Annotated in this window: 17 protein-coding genes; 13 read left to right on the forward strand and 4 right to left on the reverse strand. The window is 67.5% G+C overall.

Annotated elements, in window-relative coordinates; all coding sequences use genetic code 11:
• The first annotated feature begins 17 nt into the window (after nucleotides 1-17).
• From BDO18943_RS34115 to BDO18943_RS34135, 5 genes are all read left to right on the forward strand, one after another.
• Complete coding sequence (locus BDO18943_RS34115) at nucleotides 18-1346, forward strand: homoserine dehydrogenase (protein WP_043188196.1); 1329 nt, start codon at nucleotides 18-20, stop codon at nucleotides 1344-1346.
• Between the two features lie 12 nt (nucleotides 1347-1358).
• On the forward strand, nucleotides 1359-2810 hold the full coding sequence (gene thrC, locus BDO18943_RS34120; RefSeq protein ID WP_175025737.1) for a threonine synthase: 1452 nt from the start codon (nucleotides 1359-1361) through the stop codon (nucleotides 2808-2810).
• A gap of 243 nt (nucleotides 2811-3053) precedes the next feature.
• Nucleotides 3054-4301 carry a molybdopterin molybdotransferase MoeA gene (locus BDO18943_RS34125; RefSeq protein WP_043188201.1) on the forward strand — a complete coding sequence of 416 codons (1248 nt, stop codon included), beginning with the start codon at nucleotides 3054-3056 and terminating at the stop codon, nucleotides 4299-4301.
• A 19-nt stretch (nucleotides 4302-4320) separates the two neighbouring features.
• Complete coding sequence (moaD, locus tag BDO18943_RS34130) at nucleotides 4321-4578, forward strand: molybdopterin converting factor subunit 1 (RefSeq protein ID WP_175025738.1); 258 nt, start codon at nucleotides 4321-4323, stop codon at nucleotides 4576-4578.
• A gap of 10 nt (nucleotides 4579-4588) precedes the next feature.
• The gene (locus tag BDO18943_RS34135) at nucleotides 4589-5065 is read left to right on the forward strand and encodes a molybdenum cofactor biosynthesis protein MoaE (RefSeq protein ID WP_175025739.1); all 477 of its coding nucleotides are present in this window, start codon (nucleotides 4589-4591) and stop codon (nucleotides 5063-5065) included.
• A 66-nt stretch (nucleotides 5066-5131) separates the two neighbouring features.
• Here the strand turns inward: BDO18943_RS34135 and BDO18943_RS34140 are convergent, their stop codons facing one another.
• Nucleotides 5132-5692, reverse strand: coding sequence for a group III truncated hemoglobin (locus BDO18943_RS34140; protein ID WP_175025740.1), 561 nt, complete (start codon nucleotides 5690-5692; stop codon nucleotides 5132-5134).
• A 251-nt stretch (nucleotides 5693-5943) separates the two neighbouring features.
• On the opposite strand from BDO18943_RS34140, the gene BDO18943_RS34145 reads away from it, so the two are divergent.
• Both BDO18943_RS34145 and clpB read left to right on the forward strand, forming a co-directional pair.
• Entirely contained in the window at nucleotides 5944-6453 is a 510-nt protein-coding gene (locus BDO18943_RS34145) for an Rrf2 family transcriptional regulator (protein ID WP_175025741.1), read from the forward strand.
• Between the two features lie 157 nt (nucleotides 6454-6610).
• Nucleotides 6611-9208 (forward strand): ATP-dependent chaperone ClpB, encoded by a 2598-nt coding sequence (gene clpB / locus BDO18943_RS34150; RefSeq protein ID WP_043188212.1) that lies wholly within the window; start codon nucleotides 6611-6613, stop codon nucleotides 9206-9208.
• Between the two features lie 103 nt (nucleotides 9209-9311).
• Here clpB and BDO18943_RS34155 read toward each other — a convergent pair whose 3' ends face one another.
• Both BDO18943_RS34155 and BDO18943_RS34160 read right to left on the reverse strand, forming a co-directional pair.
• On the reverse strand, nucleotides 9312-9749 hold the full coding sequence (locus BDO18943_RS34155; RefSeq protein WP_043188214.1) for a YidB family protein: 438 nt from the start codon (nucleotides 9747-9749) through the stop codon (nucleotides 9312-9314).
• An 88-nt stretch (nucleotides 9750-9837) separates the two neighbouring features.
• Complete coding sequence (locus BDO18943_RS34160; RefSeq protein ID WP_175025742.1) at nucleotides 9838-10449, reverse strand: ComEA family DNA-binding protein; 612 nt, start codon at nucleotides 10447-10449, stop codon at nucleotides 9838-9840.
• Nucleotides 10450-10735: 286 nt separating this feature from the next.
• Between BDO18943_RS34160 and BDO18943_RS34165 the strand changes: the two genes are divergently transcribed.
• Nucleotides 10736-11197 carry a MerR family transcriptional regulator gene (locus BDO18943_RS34165; protein ID WP_175025743.1) on the forward strand — a complete coding sequence of 154 codons (462 nt, stop codon included), beginning with the start codon at nucleotides 10736-10738 and terminating at the stop codon, nucleotides 11195-11197.
• Entirely contained in the window at nucleotides 11181-11630 is a 450-nt protein-coding gene (locus tag BDO18943_RS34170; protein ID WP_175025744.1) for a carboxymuconolactone decarboxylase family protein, read from the forward strand. Before BDO18943_RS34165 ends, BDO18943_RS34170 begins: the two co-directional genes overlap by 17 nt.
• Before the next feature lie 23 nt (nucleotides 11631-11653).
• On the opposite strand, the gene BDO18943_RS34175 is transcribed toward BDO18943_RS34170, so the two are convergent.
• Nucleotides 11654-13570, reverse strand: coding sequence for a sigma-54-dependent Fis family transcriptional regulator (locus BDO18943_RS34175; protein WP_175025745.1), 1917 nt, complete (start codon nucleotides 13568-13570; stop codon nucleotides 11654-11656).
• Nucleotides 13571-14106: 536 nt separating this feature from the next.
• On the opposite strand from BDO18943_RS34175, the gene BDO18943_RS34180 reads away from it, so the two are divergent.
• The 4 genes from BDO18943_RS34180 (at nucleotide 14107) to BDO18943_RS34195 (ending at nucleotide 18121) form a co-directional block, all read left to right on the forward strand.
• Complete coding sequence (locus tag BDO18943_RS34180) at nucleotides 14107-15165, forward strand: ATP-NAD kinase family protein (RefSeq protein ID WP_175025746.1); 1059 nt, start codon at nucleotides 14107-14109, stop codon at nucleotides 15163-15165.
• A 59-nt stretch (nucleotides 15166-15224) separates the two neighbouring features.
• Nucleotides 15225-16001, forward strand: coding sequence for an SDR family NAD(P)-dependent oxidoreductase (locus BDO18943_RS34185; RefSeq protein WP_043188226.1), 777 nt, complete (start codon nucleotides 15225-15227; stop codon nucleotides 15999-16001).
• 77 nt (nucleotides 16002-16078) lie between these two features.
• A complete protein-coding gene (locus BDO18943_RS34190) occupies nucleotides 16079-17062 on the forward strand; it encodes a thiamine pyrophosphate-dependent dehydrogenase E1 component subunit alpha (RefSeq protein WP_175025747.1) in 984 nt (327 codons plus the stop codon).
• 54 nt (nucleotides 17063-17116) lie between these two features.
• Nucleotides 17117-18121 (forward strand): alpha-ketoacid dehydrogenase subunit beta, encoded by a 1005-nt coding sequence (locus BDO18943_RS34195; protein ID WP_175025748.1) that lies wholly within the window; start codon nucleotides 17117-17119, stop codon nucleotides 18119-18121.
• Nucleotides 18122-18125: the final 4 nt, after the last annotated feature.

Raw genomic sequence — 18125 nt, forward strand, 5'->3', positions numbered from 1 at the left:
CATCGATCACACGCAGCATGGAACCGATCAAAGTTGGCCTGTTGGGCTTCGGCACGGTAGGCAGCGGCACCTTCACGGTGCTGGGCCGCAACCAGGAAGAAATCAAGCGACGCGCGGGGCGCGGCATCGAGGTGACGCGCATTGCGGTGCGCAACCCGGCCAAGGCGCTGGCTGCGCTCGGCGGCGACGCCGGCGCCGCGCAGATCACCGACGATTTCAACGCAGTCGTCGATGATCCGTCGATCGCAATCGTCGCCGAGATGATCGGCGGCACGGGCATCGCGCGCGAGCTCGTGCTGCGCGCGATCGCGAACGGCAAGCATGTCGTGACGGCCAACAAGGCACTGCTCGCGGTGCACGGCACCGAGATCTTCGAGGCCGCGCGCGCGAAGGGCGTGATGGTCGCGTTCGAAGCGGCCGTCGCCGGCGGCATCCCGATCATCAAGGCGCTGCGCGAAGGCCTGACCGCGAACCGCATCCAGTACATCGCGGGCATCATCAACGGCACGACCAACTACATCCTGTCGGAAATGCGCGACCGCGGGCTCGACTTCGCGACCGCGCTGAAGGCCGCGCAGGAGCTCGGCTACGCGGAAGCCGATCCGACCTTCGACATCGAAGGCGTCGACGCCGCGCACAAGGCGACGATCATGAGCGCGATCGCGTTCGGCGTGCCGGTGCAGTTCGACCGCGCGTACGTCGAGGGCATCAGCAAGCTCGACGCGACCGACATCCGCTACGCGGAAGAGCTCGGCTACCGGATCAAGCTGCTCGGCATCACGCGCCGTGCCGAAAACGGCATCGAGCTGCGTGTGCACCCGACGCTGATCCCGGAGAAGCGCCTGCTCGCGAACGTCGAGGGTGCAATGAACGCGGTCGTCGTGCACGGCGACGCGGTCGGCACGACGCTGTACTACGGCAAGGGCGCGGGCGCGGAGCCGACCGCATCGGCCGTGGTCGCGGATCTCGTCGACGTCACGCGCCTGCACACGGCGGACCCCGAGCACCGCGTGCCGCATCTCGCGTTCCAGCCCGACAGCCTGTCGAACACGCCGATCCTGCCGATCGAGGAAGTGACGAGCGGCTATTACCTGCGCCTGCGCGTCGCCGACCAGACGGGCGTGCTGGCCGACATCACGCGCATCCTTGCTGCGTCGGGCATCTCGATCGACGCGCTGCTGCAGAAGGAATCGGAGCAGGTCGACGACGCGAACGGCGAAACCGACATCATCCTGATCACGCACGTCACGCTCGAGAAGAACGTGAATGCGGCGATCGCGCAAATCGAGAGCCTCGAGACGGTGGTATCGAAGGTGACGAAGCTGCGCATGGAAGCGCTGAACTGAGCTGAGGACGACATGAACTACATCTCCACGCGCGGCGCCGGCATCGGCGAGCGCCACACGTTCTCCGACATCCTGCTCGGCGGTCTCGCGAAGGACGGCGGGCTCTACCTGCCGACCGAGTATCCGCAGGTGTCCGCCGACGAGCTCGCACGCTGGCGCACGCTGTCGTACGCGGATCTCGCGTTCGAGATCCTGTCGAAGTTCTGCGACGACGTGCCGGCCGACGACCTGCGCGCGATCACGCGCCGCACGTACACGGCCGACGTGTACAGCAACACGCGCCACGGCGAGAATGCAGCCGACATCACGCCGCTGAAGACGCTCGGGACCGAAAACGGCGCGCCGATCTCGCTGCTCGAACTGTCGAATGGCCCGACGCTCGCGTTCAAGGACATGGCGATGCAGCTGCTCGGCAACCTGTTCGAGTACACGCTCGCGAAGCACGGGCAAACGCTGAATATTCTCGGCGCGACGTCCGGCGACACCGGCAGCGCGGCCGAATACGCGATGCGCGGCAAGGCCGGCGTGCGCGTGTTCATGCTGTCGCCGCACAAGAAGATGAGCGCGTTCCAGACGGCGCAGATGTTCAGCCTGCAGGATCCGAACATCTTCAACCTCGCGGTCGAAGGCGTGTTCGACGATTGCCAGGACATCGTCAAAGCCGTGTCGAACGATCACGCGTTCAAGGCGCAGCAGAAGATCGGCACGGTCAACTCGATCAACTGGGCGCGCGTCGTCGCGCAGGTCGTGTACTACTTCAAGGGTTACTTCGCGGCGACCCAATCCAATGACGAGCGCGTGTCGTTCACGGTGCCGTCGGGCAACTTCGGCAACGTCTGCGCGGGCCACATCGCGCGGATGATGGGGCTGCCGATCGCGAAGCTGGTGGTCGCGACCAACGAGAACGACGTGCTCGACGAGTTCTTCCGCACCGGCGCATACCGCGTGCGCAGCGCCGAGAACACCTATCACACGAGCAGCCCGAGCATGGACATCTCGAAGGCATCGAACTTCGAGCGCTTCGTGTTCGACCTGCTCGGCCGCGATCCGGCGCGCGTGATGCAGCTGTTCCGCGACGTCGAGGAGAAGGGCGGCTTCGATCTCGCGGCGAGCGGCGATTTCGCGCGCGTCGCCGAGTTCGGCTTCGTGTCGGGCCGCAGCAGCCACATCGACCGCATTGCGACGATCCGCGACGTGTTCTCGCGCTACGACACGATGATCGATACGCACACGGCCGACGGCGTGAAGGTCGCGCGCGAGCATCTCGACGCAGGCGTGCCGATGGTCGTGCTCGAGACGGCGCAGCCGATCAAGTTCGGCGAGACGATCCGTGAAGCGCTCGATCGCGAAGCCGAGCGTCCGGCTGCATTCGACGGGCTCGAGGCGCTGCCGCAGCGCTTCGAGGTCGTGAAGGCCGACGCGCAGCAGGTGAAGGACTTCATCGCGACCCATACGGGCGCATGACGCACGGCCGGGCCGCGGGCCCGGCTGCGCAGGACGGCCGGAATGCCGATTCGTCGAACGGATCGGGGTTCCGGCCGTTTCGTTTGGTCGCTGCCGCGCGATTGCCGCCGTACCGCGCGCGAAACAAGTGCCAGACCCGCGCGTTCGCGCGAATCACAGTTTCCGCATGTCCGCCATATCGCGCGCCCGCGCGACGGCGTCGCTACAATGACGTATTGCATCCCACGATCCCCGATTCCATCGATGTCGAACCCGAATCCCGCGGCGCCGCGCGCGCCGATGCTGTCGACCGCCGAGGCGCTCGCCGCACTGCTCGAGGCCGCGAAGCCGTTGCCCGGCACCGAAACCGTCGCTACGCTCGACGCGCTCGGCCGCGTGCTGGCGGCCGACGTGAGCTCGCCGCTCGACGTGCCGCCGATGCATACGAGTGCGATGGACGGCTATGCAGTGCGCGTCGCCGACCTGCTGCATGGCGATCGGCGCCTGCCGGTGTCGCAGCGTATTCCGGCCGGGCATCCGGCCGCGCCGCTCGCAGCCGGCACGGCCGCACGGATCTTCACCGGCGCGACGGTGCCGCCCGGCGCCGACGCCGTCGTGATGCAGGAGCAGGCGTCGGCCGACGGCGATGCGGTCGAGATCCTGCACACGCCGAAGGCCGGCGAATGGATCACCGCGCAGGGCGCGGATATCCGGCAGGGCTCGGTGATCCTGCCGGCCGGTACGCGGCTCACGCCGCAGGCGCTCGGCCTGGCCGCATCGGTCGGCTGTGCGCAGTTGCCGGTCGCGCGGCGGATTCGCGTCGCGGTGTTCTTCACCGGCGACGAGCTGACGATGCCGGGCGAGCCGCTGAAGCCCGGCGCGATCTACAACTCGAACCGCTTCACGCTGCGCGGGCTGCTGGAGCGGCTCGGCTGCCACGTGACCGACTACGGGATCGTGCCCGATTCGCTCGCCGCGACGCGCGATACGCTGCGCGAGGCCGCACGCGATCACGATGTGATCCTGACGAGCGGCGGCGTGTCGGTCGGCGATGAGGATCACGTGAAGCCGGCCGTCGAGGCCGAAGGGCGGCTCGCGCTGTGGCAGATCGCGATGAAGCCCGGCAAGCCGCTTGCATACGGCGCGGTGCGCCGCGGCGATGAACGCCCCGATGCGCATTTCATCGGGTTGCCCGGCAATCCGGTGTCGAGCTTCGTCACGTTCCTGCTGTTCGTGCGGCCGTTCCTGCTGCGCCTGTCCGGCGTGCGCGACGTTGCGCCGCGCGCGCTGTCGCTGCGCGCCGATTTCTCGCAGAGCAAGGGCGACCGGCGCAACGAATTCCTGCGTGCGCGCGTGAACGCGGCGGGCGGCCTCGACCTGTTCCCGAACCAGAGCTCGGCGGTGCTGACGTCGACGGTGTGGGGCGATGGTCTGATCGACAATCCGCCGCAGCACGCGATCAGCGCCGGCGAGACCGTGCGTTTCATTCCGTTTTCCGAACTGCTGTCGTAACCCGGCGGCTTCCCGAACCATGAAGATTCAGCTGAAATTTTTTGCAAGCGTGCGCGAGGCACTGGGTGTTGCCGACGAACAGGCCGAAGTGCCGGACAGCGTCACGACCGTGGGCGACGTGCGCGCGTGGCTGCGCGTGCGCGGCGGTGCGTGGGCCGAGACGCTCGCGGAAGGGCGCGCCCTGCGCATGGCGTGCAATCACGAGATGACCGATCCCGACACGCGGCTCACCGAGGGCTGCGAAGTCGCGTTCTTTCCGCCGGTGACGGGCGGTTGAGGCACCGGCGATGGCAACGGTACGAATCCAGACGGACGACTTCGATCTGAACGCCGAAGTCGCGGCATTGCGCGCGCGCAACCCGAAGATCGGCGCGGTCGCGTGCTTCGTCGGCACGGTGCGCGACCTGAACGAAGGCGATTCGGTGGCCGCGATGGAGCTCGAGCACTATCCGGGAATGACCGAGAAGGCGCTCGAGAAGATCGCCGCCGAGGCCGGCCGGCGCTGGCCGGGCACCGACGTCGCGATCGTGCATCGCGTCGGCAGGCTTTTGCCGCTCGACCAGATCGTGATGGTCGCGACGGTTGCGTCGCACCGCGGCGATGCGTTCGCGTCGTGCGAGTTCGTGATGGACTACCTGAAGACCGAAGCGCCGTTCTGGAAGAAGGAAACCACGCCGGATGGCGAGCGCTGGGTCGATGCGCGCAGCACCGACGATGCCGCGCTCGCGCGCTGGGGCATCGAATCGGGCAACACGCGGCGCTGAGCGTGGCGCCTGCGTCGTGCGGCGAGATGCCACATGCGCGCAAGGGTCGCGCGTGGCGGCTACCCGTTACGCGTCCGGGTCGGTGCTGCGCCCGATGATCTTCGTCGGAAACGGCTCGCCGCGGGCACGCGACGGCAACGCGTGCGGATCGTCGCCCGCGTCGCGACGGCGCGGCGCGATCGCGTCGAGCAGCGCCTGCTGCTCGGGCGGAATCTGGTAGTCCCAGCCGAACCGGCTCAACTGCAGGCTCTGCGCGATCCGCAGTGCGGGTTCCATGAAGCGGATCGCCGCGGGCGGCGCGTAGCGCGTCTCGACGGTCTTCAGGAACAGCGACAGCCAGCGGCTGAAATGGGCCGGCTCGATCCCGTCGAGCGGCTGGTGCGCCTGCTGCACGTTGCCGCGATAGCCCTTGGTGCCGAGCACGAGGCTCGACCAGAACGTGACCATCTTCGGCAGGTGGTCGTCCCAGCGGCCGGCCAGCTTCGCGTCGAACACGGGCCCGAGCAGCGGATCGGCGCGTACGCGGTCGTAGAACGCGTAGACGAGATCGCGAATGTTCTCTTCGGTCGGCTCGGTGTCGCGAGGGCGGGCCGGTGCGGTATCGGGCGAGGCGGGCAGGACGGTCATGGCAAAAGGGCCGGGAGAGAGGGGCAACGACGGGGTGGCGGCGCGGGCATCGTGGAGGACGCCGGCCGGATTTTGACGCAAAATAGCGTCCAACACCCCCTGAAAAACGTGTAGATGTCATGAATCTTATTGCGCGCGCGCCATCCCGGCAACCCGGGGCCGCGGAACAGGGCCGCTAGTCGGCCCCGTGCGCATCCCGATCGGCCCGGCTCACGTAATCGGGGCATGATCGATCTTTTCCGTATTCGCCAATGAGACTCACCGACTACACCGACTATTCGCTTCGCGTGATGCTGTACCTTGCCGTGCGCGGCGACGGACTCGCGACGATCCAGGAGATCTCGGATGCCTACGGCATCTCGAAGAACCATCTGATGAAAGTCGTGCAGCAGCTCGGCGAGCTCGGATGGGTCGACACCGTTCGCGGCCGCAACGGCGGGCTGCGGCTGTTCCCCGAATCGCTGCAATTGACCGTCGGCCAGGTCGTGCGCGCGACCGAGAACGATTTCGCGCTGGTCGGCTGCTTCGCGGCCGAGGGCGAGTCGCGCGGCTGCGTGATCGAGCCGCAGTGCCGCCTGAAGGGTGTGCTGGCGGCCGCGCGCGATGCGTTCTTCGCCGAACTCGACCGTCACACGCTCGGCGAGCTGGTCGAACACGCTGAGCCGCTCGTCGCATTGCTCGGCATCCGTCCGGCCGTGCGCGTGCGTGTCGTGACGGAAGAAGCGGCCGCATCCGTCGAGCCGCCGTCGACGGCGGGCTGACAAGCACGCGCCGCGCGTTGCGATCCGGCCGTGGTCCGTCCCAAGGCCGCTTCAGGGACATCCATCGATTTTTGCGCTGAATCAACCCGAATTTCGCTTGAAAGCCGCATAACCATCCTCATCTTGGTGTTAATCGAAAATTGGAGGTCTCGACTAAATGAGAATCGACAAGCTCACCACCAAGTTCCAGGAAGCACTCGCGGACGCGCAAAGCCTCGCGGCAGGCCGCGACAATCAATACATCGAACCCGTTCACGTTCTCGCGGCGCTGGTCGCGCAGCAGGACGGCTCCGCCCGCTCGCTGATGTCGCGCGCGGGCGTTCACATTCAGGCGCTGCAAGGCGCGCTGAACGAGGCCATCTCGCGCCTGCCGCAAGTGACGGGCACGGGCGGCGACATCCAGATCGGCCGTGAACTGGCCGGGCTGCTGAACCAGGCCGACAAGGAAGCGCAGAAGCTCAACGACACGTTCATCGCGAGCGAGATGTTCCTGCTCGCCGTGTCCGACGACAAGGGCGACGCCGGCAAACTCGCGCGCCAGCACGGCCTCACGCGCAAGGCGCTGGAAGCCGCGATCGCCGCAGTGCGCGGCGGCTCGCAGGTGCACAGCCAGGACGCGGAAAGCCAGCGCGAGGCACTGAAGAAATACACGGTCGACCTGACCGAGCGCGCCCGTGCGGGCAAGCTCGATCCGGTGATCGGCCGCGACGACGAAATCCGCCGGTCGATCCAGATCCTGCAGCGCCGCACCAAGAACAACCCGGTGCTGATCGGCGAGCCGGGCGTCGGCAAGACCGCGATCGTCGAAGGGCTCGCGCAGCGGATCGTCAACGGCGAAGTGCCCGAGACGCTGAAGGGCAAGCGCGTGCTGTCGCTCGACATGGCCGCACTGCTCGCAGGCGCGAAGTATCGCGGTGAATTCGAGGAGCGCCTGAAGGCGGTACTCAACGACATCGCGAAGGACGAAGGCCAGACGATCGTCTTCATCGACGAAATCCACACGATGGTCGGCGCGGGCAAGGCCGAAGGCGCGATGGATGCGGGCAACATGCTGAAGCCGGCGCTGTCGCGCGGCGAGCTGCATTGCATCGGCGCGACCACGCTCGACGAATACCGCAAGTACATCGAGAAGGATGCCGCGCTCGAGCGTCGCTTCCAGAAGGTGCTCGTCGACGAGCCGAGCGTCGAGGCGACGATCGCGATCCTGCGCGGGCTGCAGGAGAAGTACGAACTGCACCACGGCGTCGACATCACCGACCCGGCGATCGTCGCCGCGGCCGAGCTGTCGCACCGCTACATCACCGACCGCTTCCTGCCCGACAAGGCCATCGACCTGATCGACGAAGCCGCTTCGAAGATCAAGATGGAAATCGATTCGAAGCCCGAAGAGATGGACAAGCTCGACCGTCGTCTGATCCAGCTGAAGATCGAGCGCGAAGCCGTGAAGAAGGAGCAGGACGAAGCGTCGCAGAAGCGCCTGCAGTTGATCGAGGAAGAGATCGACCGCCTCGGCCGCGAATATGCGGACCTCGAGGAGATCTGGACCGCCGAGAAGGCCGCGGTGCAGGGCAGCGCGCAGCTCAAGGAAGAAATCGAGAAGGTGCGTGCGGACATCGCGCGGCTGCAGCGTGACGGCAAGCTGGAGAAGGTTGCCGAGCTGCAGTACGGCAAGCTGCCGCAGCTCGAGGCGCAACTGAAGCAGGTTACGCAGGCCGAAGAGCAGGAGCAGCACAACCCGACGCGTCCGCGTCTGCTGCGCACGCAGGTCGGCGCCGAGGAAATCGCGGAAGTCGTGTCGCGTTCGACCGGGATTCCGGTGTCGCGGATGATGCAGGGCGAGCGCGAGAAGCTGCTGCACATCGAGGAAAAGCTGCATGAGCGCGTGGTCGGCCAGCACGAGGCGATCAGTGCGGTGGCCGATGCGATCCGCCGTTCGCGTGCGGGTCTCGCCGATCCGAACCGTCCGTACGGCTCGTTCCTGTTCCTCGGCCCGACGGGTGTCGGCAAGACCGAGCTGTGCAAGGCGCTGGCGTCGTTCCTGTTCGATTCGGAAGAGCACCTGATCCGCATCGACATGAGCGAGTTCATGGAGAAGCACAGCGTTGCGCGGCTGATCGGCGCGCCGCCGGGCTATGTCGGCTACGAGGAAGGCGGCTACCTGACGGAAGCCGTGCGCCGCAAGCCGTACAGCGTGATCCTGCTCGACGAGATCGAGAAGGCGCATCCGGACGTGTTCAACGTGCTGCTGCAGGTGCTCGACGACGGCCGCATGACGGACGGGCAGGGGCGCACGGTCGACTTCAAGAACACGGTGATCGTGATGACGTCGAACCTCGGCTCGCAGGTGATCCAGGCGATGACGGGTGCGCCGCAGGAAGAGATCAAGGACGCGGTGTGGCTCGAGGTGAAGCAGCATTTCCGCCCCGAGTTCCTGAACCGGATCGACGACGTCGTCGTGTTCCATGCGCTCGACCGCAGCAACATCGAATCGATCGCGAAGATCCAACTCGCGCGCCTGCACGAACGGCTCGCGAAGCTCGACATGGCGCTCGACGTGTCGGAAGCGGCGCTCGAACAGATCGGCAAGGTCGGCTACGATCCGCTGTTCGGTGCGCGTCCGCTGAAGCGCGCGATCCAGCAGGAGATCGAGAACCCGGTCGCGAAGCTCATCCTCGCGGGCCGCTTCGGTCCGAAGGACGTGATTCCGGTCGACGTCCACGACGGCAAGTTCGTGTTCGACCGCGTCGTTCACTGATCGCAGGTCATTGGCCGCCGCCCGGTTCGCACCGGGCGCGCAAAAACAAACACCCCGCCTCGGCGGGGTGTTTGCCTATGGAGCGTCGCAACGACGCGGCGCGTCAGCCCTGCTTGTTGCCGCCGAACATGCCGGCGATCTGCGACAGCGAGCCGAGCACGTTCGACGGGTCGACCTGCGCCTGGCCGTCGGCCGGCACGGCGCCGTCCGGCGTCGCGTGGTTGACGACGTGCGGCAGCACCTGCGCGAGCACGGTCGAGGCCATCGACGGATCGACACCGAACTTGCTCGCGAGCGCGCCGATCGCGTCCGAGCCGAGCACGTTCTGCAGCGCGTCCGGCGAGATCGGCTGGTTCTGGCCGTTGCCGACCCACGAGCCGATGATGTCGCCGGCGCCGCCGGCCTTGAACTTCTCGATCAGGCCGTTCAGGCCGCCCGGCTGGTTGTTGATGAATTCGAGCGCGGTCGTGATCAGCGCGCTTTGCGAGTTGCCGCCGGCCTGGCCGCCGATCAGACCGCCAACGATGTCGAGGAGACCCATGGTTCTTCACCTTTACTGAAAAGGGCGCCACGCAGTGGGCGCCCGTTGAACGAATGCCGCGCGCACGCCGTCGCGCGCGCGGCGCATATCAGGCGCCCGACGCCGCGGCGGCGGAGGCTGCCTTGTCCTTCTTGCTTTTCTTCTTGGAACCCTTCGTCGCTTTCGTCGACGATGCTGCGGCCGGTGCGCTCGCACCCGCATCGGCGGATGCTGCCGCTGCTGCAGCCGCTTTTTCCTTCTTCGTCATGCGCTTGGCCTTGGCCGGCTTCGCCGCCGTATCCGGCGCGCTTGCCGCCGGTGCCGGTGCGGTGGCCGTCGTGCCGGCCGTCGCGGTCGTGGAGGTCGACGCGGTGCCCGCCGACGTCGTGGCCGACGTGGTCGCCGAGGTCGTTGCGGCCGGCTTCGACAGCTTCACGCCCTTCGGCGGCGTCGACGAGCCGCCGATCGTCAGACCGTTTTCTTCGAGATGCCCGACCGACTTCGTGCCGAGGCCCTTGACGCGGTTCGCGAGATCGTCCGCGTCCTTGAACGGGCCGTTCTTGGTGCGTTCGTCGATGATCGCCTTCGACTTCACGGGCCCGAGACCCTTCACGGATTCGAGCGTGGCCTGGTCAGCCGAGTTGACTTCGACGGCCGCGGCGAGGCCTGCGGCGAGCGACAGCGATAGCGCGACGAACAGCATCAGCAGCTTCTTCAGCATGGCAAAGGCTCCCTGGTTCTGACGGATGAATGGCTGTTGCAACGGACGGCGGGACGAGGCGCGGCCGGGCGTCGCCGTTAAGCATAGGACAAATGCGTGCCCTTTTTAAGACAGGCTGACCGAATCTTGCTGAAGGCTTGCGGCGCTGTAAAGACCGAAGCCCGCGCCGCGCGGCGATTTTGACCATTGTTTACGGTGTCGCCGGGGTGTCGCCGATGATCGTCGCACTGGCTGTTCGACAGGGCTTGACTTAGAGTGAACTCTAACTCCTAACCTTGTTCCTGCCATGTCGAAAACCGTATCCCAACCTTCCTCCGCCGGCCCGCTGACGATCGGCCAGGTCGCCGAAATGACCGGCCTGTCGACGCATACGCTGCGGTACTACGAGCAGGCCGGCCTGCTGCGCGCGATTTCGCGCACGGCGGCCGGGCACCGGCTCTATGCACCGGCCGACCTTGACTGGCTGGCCTTCGTGATGCGCCTGAAGGCGACCGGCATGCCGATCGCGCAGATGCAGGCATTCGCGGCGCTGCGCGCGCAAGGCGAGCCGACCTTCGGTGCGCGGCGCGACCTGCTGGTCACGCATCGCGACGCGGTGCGCGCGCATATCGCGGAGCTGCAGGCGAGCCTCGACGTCATCAGCGACAAGATCGCTTACTACGAGGCACAGGAGCGGGATGCGGCGCGACGGGCGAAACCTTCTCACTCTCCCTCGGAACAGGACGGACACAATGGAACGACTCTTTGAAGACCGCTACACGCGCGGCTGGAACAAACTGAAGGAAATCGACGGCGAAGTGGGCGAGCGCGTGATCGCGGCGCTCGCGCCGATCGCGCCGGACTTCGGGCGGCTGCTGGTCGAATTCGGTTTCGGCGACATCTACAGCCGGCCGCAGCTCGACCTGAAAGCGCGCGAAATTGCGACGATCGCGGCGCTGGCCGCGCTCGGCAACGCGCAGCCGCAACTCAAAGTGCATATCGAGGCTGCGCTGAACGTCGGCTGCACGCGCGACGAGATCGTCGAGGTGTTCATGCAGATGGCTGTCTATGCGGGTTTTCCGGCCGCGCTCAACGCGCTGTTCGCCGCGCACGAGGTGTTCGTGCGGCGCGACGAAGCCGAAGCGGCCAGCAAGTCGGGTGACACCGCGAACGCGCGTGAAGCGGCGGCGCATGCGTCATGAGCGGTAGACGCGCCGGCGGCGCGTCACGCGCGGTGCGGCGCGACGATCCGGTGTTTCGCGATACGCCGGTACAGCGTCGCGCGCGAGATGCCGAGTGCCTGCGCGGCCGCGTCGGGCCGCCAGCGGTGCGCGGTGAGCGCCGCGACGATACGGCCGCGTTCGTCGTCGGGCAGCGTGCCGGGCGCCATGCCACCGAGTTGCGCGGCGATATCGGCCGGCAGGTCATGCCGCGTGACGCGCGCGGCGTCGCACACCGCGCACGCATAGCGCAGCACGTTGCGCAACTGCCGCACGTTGCCGGGCCACGGGTACGCGGCAAGCTGTTCGGCGAGCGTTGCATCGAGCGTCAGCACGTGGCCGGTGGCCTGCGCCTCCTCGGCGAACACGGCGGCAATCACGTCGCGCACGTCGGCGCGCTCGCGCAGCGGCGGCAGTTCGAACGTCGCGCCGCTCAGCCGGTAGTACAGATCCTCGCGGAACGTGCCGTCGGCCACCATCTGCGCGAGATCGCGGTGCGTCGCGCAAATCACGTCGAGATCGACACGTACGGGCGTATCGCTGCCTAGCGGCACGACTTCGCCGTCGGCGAGCACGCGCAGCAGGCGCGTCTGCAGCGCGAGCGGCATGTCGCCGATTTCGTCGAGGAACAGTGTGCCGCCGTCGGCGAGTGCGATCTTGCCGCGCGCGCCGTGCTTGCGCGCCCCGGTGAACGCGCCGGCCGCATAGCCGAACAATTCGCTCTCGATCAGCGCTTCCGGTAGCGCGCCGCAGTTGACCGCGACGAACGGCCGCGCGCGCCGCGCACCGGCGTCGTGGATCGCGCGCGCGAACACTTCCTTCCCCGCACCGGTTTCGCCGAGCACGAGAATCGGCAGCCGCTTGCTCGCGACCCGCAGTGCGAGTTCGGCTTGCTGCGCGATATGTGAGTCGCTGCTGTTCAGGAACGGCGTCAGCGCGCCGACGTGGCGTTGCGCGGTGCCCGGGCGGCGCGTGGCCGTGCCGGGTTCGCGGCCGATGCGCCGTAGCGGCGCACGCAGCCGCGCATAGAGCGGCGCGCCGGTCGCGCGCAGCCGCAGCGCGACGATGGTATCGAGCCGCGCGGCATCGCGCAGCGGCATCTCGGTTGCGTCGAAGATCTCGTCGATATGGCGCGGTTCGCGCAGTGCCGGCAGCGCGTCGCGCGCCTGCCGGTTCGCGGCGACGATATTGCCGCATTCGTCGAACGCGATCAGCCACTCGGGTTGCGCTTCGACGTAGTGACGATTCGGATGCCCGAACAGGATCCAGTGCTGCGCGGTGCTGTGCACGAAGTAGCCGTCCTCGATCAGTGCCGCGCTCTGCCGCACGAGCTGATAGACGAGACGCTGGCTGTCGCGGCCGTCGGGCGAATGAACGGCCGACGCGTCGAGCACGCCGATCAGTTCGCCGCACGGCGAGAAGATCGGCGCCGCGCTGCAGGTGAGCGTCGTGAACGCCGCGCGAAAGTGATCGGTCTTGTGCACGGTGATCGGCGCGAGATCGGTCAGCACGTTCGCGACACCGCAGGTGCCTTCCTCGCTTTCCGACCAGCACGAGCCGATGTGCAGCCCCGCGTGGCGGAAGTCGTTGCGGCGTTCACGGTCGATCCGGTAGTCGATCGTCACGCCATGCGCATCGGTCAGCATCACGCAGTAGTCGGCGACGCGAATCATGTCGTGCAGCCGCGTCAGGCACTGGCCCGACGCGCGCAGGAAGGCTTCCTCCTTGTCGCGCACTTCGCGCAGCTCGGCCGCGGTCAGCACGCGCGGGCCGATCGACGAAGCGGGGTCGAGACGGTAGCGCTCCAGCGATCGTTGCCACGACGACACGAGGCGCGTGGAATCGGCCGGCGCGGGCAGGCGTCCGGCGAGCGCGCCGAGCACACGGTCGGCGTGCTGGGCCTGGGGGACGGCGTAGGGCATGGTCGGCTCCGGTTCCGTACTGCGGGGAATGCGATGTTCTTGTAGCACATCCCGCTCGGCGGATCACATTGCATCGCAGCACGCAGCGGGCGTGAGACGTTCGTCTCACCGGTATCGCGGGCCGTCTCGTGTCGTTGAGACGCGCTCATCTGCGACACGTGGCGGTCGTCGGGCATGACGCGGCATGCGCGGCGCCGCGATATGGCGGGGCTTGCGGGCGGAACGGTGCGCTTGCACTGGCGCCGCGGTGGTCGTTTGGTCGCATCGGCGATGTGAGACGAACAGGCCGAATTGCCGCGCACGCCGTCCTTCCAGCATCGAATCAAGAACGCGTGCATACCGGCCGCTCCAGCATTCACAAGGGTTTCACGTTCATCGCATGCACGATGGCACGCCGCTTGCAGAGATCACGGGCAAGTCGGCGCGGTCGCGTCGATGACGACGATCCGCCGCCCGGCGATGGCAGCGGACGAGACAGGCAGGGCCGCGGCGCACGCCTATGCACCGCGGCCGGCCAACTGGATGGAGACGAACCCGTGACGACGCCCGTTACCGTCGGTGTGATCGCGAACCCCGCATCGGGGCGCGACATCCGCCGCCTCACGACGCATGCCTCCGTGTTTCCCACGGCGGAGAAGGCGAACATGATCGTGCGCCTGCTGGCCGGCCTCGGCGCGATGGGCGTCGAGCGCGTGCTGACGCTGCGCGACCGCACGGGCATCGCGACGCTGCTGCTGCGCGCGATCGACACGCATCGTGCGGTCGCGCCGCACGAGCGTTGGCCCGAGGTCGAATTCGTCGACCTGCCGATCACCGATACCGTCGCCGATACACAGGCCGGCGCCGCGTACCTGCACCGGATGGAAGTCGCGCTGATCGTCGTGCTCGGCGGCGACGGCACCCATCGCGCGGTTGCCGCGCACTGCGGCGCGACGCCGCTCGTCGCACTGTCCACCGGCACCAACAACGCGTTTCCCGAACATCGCGAAGCCACCGTCGCGGGCGTCGCGGCAGGGCTCGCCGCGACCGGCGCCGTGCCGGCCGAAGTCGCGTTCACGCGCAACAAGCGGCTCGTCGTGCGCTGCGTGGCGGGCGCGCAGCCGGGGCGCGAGGAGATCGCGCTCGTCGACGTGTGCGCCGCGCGACAGCGCTTCATCGGTGCCCGCGCGATCTCGGGATCCGACGACATCGATTCGCTCTACCTGACGTTTGCGGAACCGGACGGGATCGGCCTGTCCGCGCTCGGCGGCGCGTGGGCGCCGCTCGAACGCAGCGCGCCGCACGGGCTCGCGATGCGCTTCGCGGCCGAAGGCAAGACGGCCGGCACGCCGCTCGTCGCGCCGATTGCGCCGGGCCGTGTCGATCGCGTCGTGATGCGCAGTTGCGAGCGGCTCGAGCCTGGCGCGTGGCAGACGATCCCGTTCGAGCGCGGCACGCTCGCGTTCGACGGCGAACGCGAGATCGAAGTCGCGCGTGGCGATCGCTACGAGATCTCGCTCGACTGGCGTGGGCCGCTGACGGTCGACGTCGGCCGCACGCTGCGCTACGCGTCGTCACGCCAATTGCTGCGCGAGGCCGGCGAGTGGCGCTATTGAGACACCATTTTGCCGAGAGGAATTTCGGCATCCATAACGATCATCAAGGAGACATCGCCATGACAGCTTCACTCGAAGGACAGGTCGCCATCGTCACGGGCGGCGCGCGCGGTATCGGCCGAGGCATTGCACTGACGCTCGCCGGCGCGGGCGCCGACATCCTGCTGGCCGATCTGCTCGACGACGCACTCGACGCCACCGCGCGCGAGATACGTGCGCTCGGCCGCCGGGCGACGGTCGCGAAAGTCGACGTCACGCAAGCCGCACAGGTCGACGCGATGGTCGCACAGGCGCTCGCCGACCTCGGCCGGCTCGACATCCTAGTGAACTGCGCGGGCGTGATCAGCATTCATCCGGTTGCCGAGCTGACCGAGCGCGACTGGGATTTCGTGATGGACGTGAACGCGAAGGGCACGTTCCTCGGCTGCCGCGCGGCGCTCACGCATCTGAAGGCGCAGGGTCGCGGCCGGATCATCAACGTCGCGTCGATCGCCGGCAAGGAAGGCTTTCCGAATCTCGCGCATTACAGCGCGTCGAAATTCGCGGTCGTCGGCTTCACGAACGCGCTCGCGAAGGAGCTCGCGCGCGACGGCGTGACCGTCAACGCGATCTGCCCCGGCATCGTGCGCACCTACATGTGGGACCGGCTGTCCGACGAATGGAAGACCGACGGCGAATCGGTCGAGGAGTCGTGGCAGCGGCACCAATTGACGCTGATCCCGCAGGGCCGCGCGCAGACGCCGGAAGACATGGGCCGGCTCGCGCTGTTCTTCGCGACGATGGACAACGTGACGGGCCAGGCCGTGAACGTCGACGGCGGCTTCACGTTCCACTGACGGCCGCGGGCCGAACAATCCGTCGCCGCGGCCCGGCCGAGGCGGCATTCGCAGTCAGACCTACCCAGGAGACACACATGACAGCTTCGACACAGCTCAGCAGGGACAAGCTGCTGGACGCCTACCGGCTGATGCGCACGATCCGCGAATTCGAGGAACGCCTGCACGTCGAATTCGCGACCGGCGAGATCCCCGGTTTCGTTCACCTATACGCGGGCGAGGAGGCGTCCGCGGTCGGCACGATGCTGCACCTCGGCCTCGACGACTACGTCGCGACCACCCACCGCGGCCACGGCCATTGCATCGCGAAGGGCGTGGACGTGCACGGGATGATGGCCGAGATCTACGGCAAGAAGACGGGCGTCTGCCACGGCAAGGGCGGCTCGATGCACATCGCCGACCTGTCGATGGGGATGCTCGGCGCCAACGGGATCGTCGGTGCGGGCGGCCCGCTCGTCTGCGGCGCGGCGCTCGCGGCGAAGCACAAGAAGACCGGCGGGGTCGGCGTGTGCTTCTTCGGCGACGGCGCGTCGAACCAGGGCGTGATCTTCGAATCGATGAACCTCGCGTCGGTGTGGCGGCTGCCCGCGATCTTCGTTGCCGAAAACAACGGCTACGCGGAAGCGACGTCGTCGAGCTGGTCGGTCGCGACCGACAACATCGCCGATCGCGCGAACGGGTTCGGGATGCCGGGCGTGATCGTCGACGGCTTCGACTTCTTCGCGGTGCACGAAGCGCTCGGCGAGGCCGTCGAGCGCGCGCGCAACGGCGGCGGCCCGACGCTCGTCGAGGTGAAGCTCACGCGCTATTTCGGCCACTTCGAAGGCGATGCGCAAACGTATCGTGCACCCGGCGAGGTGCAGAGGCTGCGCGACGAGAAGGACTGCCTGAAGCATTTCGAAACGCGCGTCGTGCGTGCCGAAGCGCTGACGACCGCCGATCTGCGCGCGGTCGATGCGCAGGTGAAGTCGCTGATCGACGATGCGGTCGCGCAGGCCAAGGCTGCGCCGCTGCCCGACGCGGCCGACCTGCTGGCCGACGTCTACGTGTCGTACCCGTGAGCGCGGTCTGACACCGCGGCCGACACGGCGAACCGAACATTCCAGGAGACAGACATGGCAAGGAAGATCACTTATTCGCAGGCGATCAACGAGGCGCTCGCGCAGGAAATGGCACGCGACGACAGCGTGATCGTGATGGGCGAAGACAATGCAGGCGGCGCGGGCGCGCCGGGCGAGGACGACGCGTGGGGCGGCGTGCTCGGCGTGACGAAGGGGCTGTTCCACAAATTTCCGGGCCGCGTGCTCGATACGCCGCTGTCCGAAGGCGGCTACATCGGCGCGGCGGTCGGCGCGGCCGCGTGCGGGATGCGGCCCGTCGCGGAGCTGATGTTCATCGATTTCATGGGCGTGTGCTTCGACCAGATCTTCAACCAGGCCGCCAAGTTCCGCTACATGTTCGGCGGCAAGGCCGTGACGCCGGTCGTGATCCGCGCGATGTACGGCGCCGGCTTGCGCGCGGCCGCGCAGCATTCGCAGATGCTCACGTCGCTGTTCACGCACATTCCGGGGCTGAAGGTCGTGTGCCCGTCGACGCCGTACGACGCGAAGGGGCTGCTGATCCAGGCGATCCGCGACAACGATCCGGTGATCTTCCTCGAACACAAGCTGCTCTATACCCGCGAAGGCGATGTGCCGGAGGAGTCCTATGCGATTCCGTTCGGTGAAGCGAACGTGATGCGCGACGGCGACGACGCGACGATCGTCACCTACGGCCGCATGGTGCACCTCGCGATGGACGCGGCCGTGAAGCTCGCGAAGGACGGCATCCAGGTCGACGTGATCGACCTGCGCACGACGTCGCCGCTCGACGAGGAAACGATCCTCGAAAGCGCGGAGCGCACCGGGCGTGTGGTGGTCGTCGACGAAGCGAACCCGCGCTGCTCGATCGCGACCGACATCGCCGCGCTCGTCGCACAACGCGCGTTCCATGCGCTGAAGGCGCCGATCGAGCTGGTGACCGCGCCGCATACGCCCACGCCGTTCGCGAGCGTGCTGGAAGACCTGTATATCCCGTCCGCCGATGCGATTGCGCAGGCGGTCCTGAAGACGAGGAGCTGACACG

Origin of the sequence: Burkholderia aenigmatica (assembly GCF_902499175.1) — a bacterium.
Lineage (GTDB): Bacteria > Pseudomonadota > Gammaproteobacteria > Burkholderiales > Burkholderiaceae > Burkholderia > Burkholderia aenigmatica.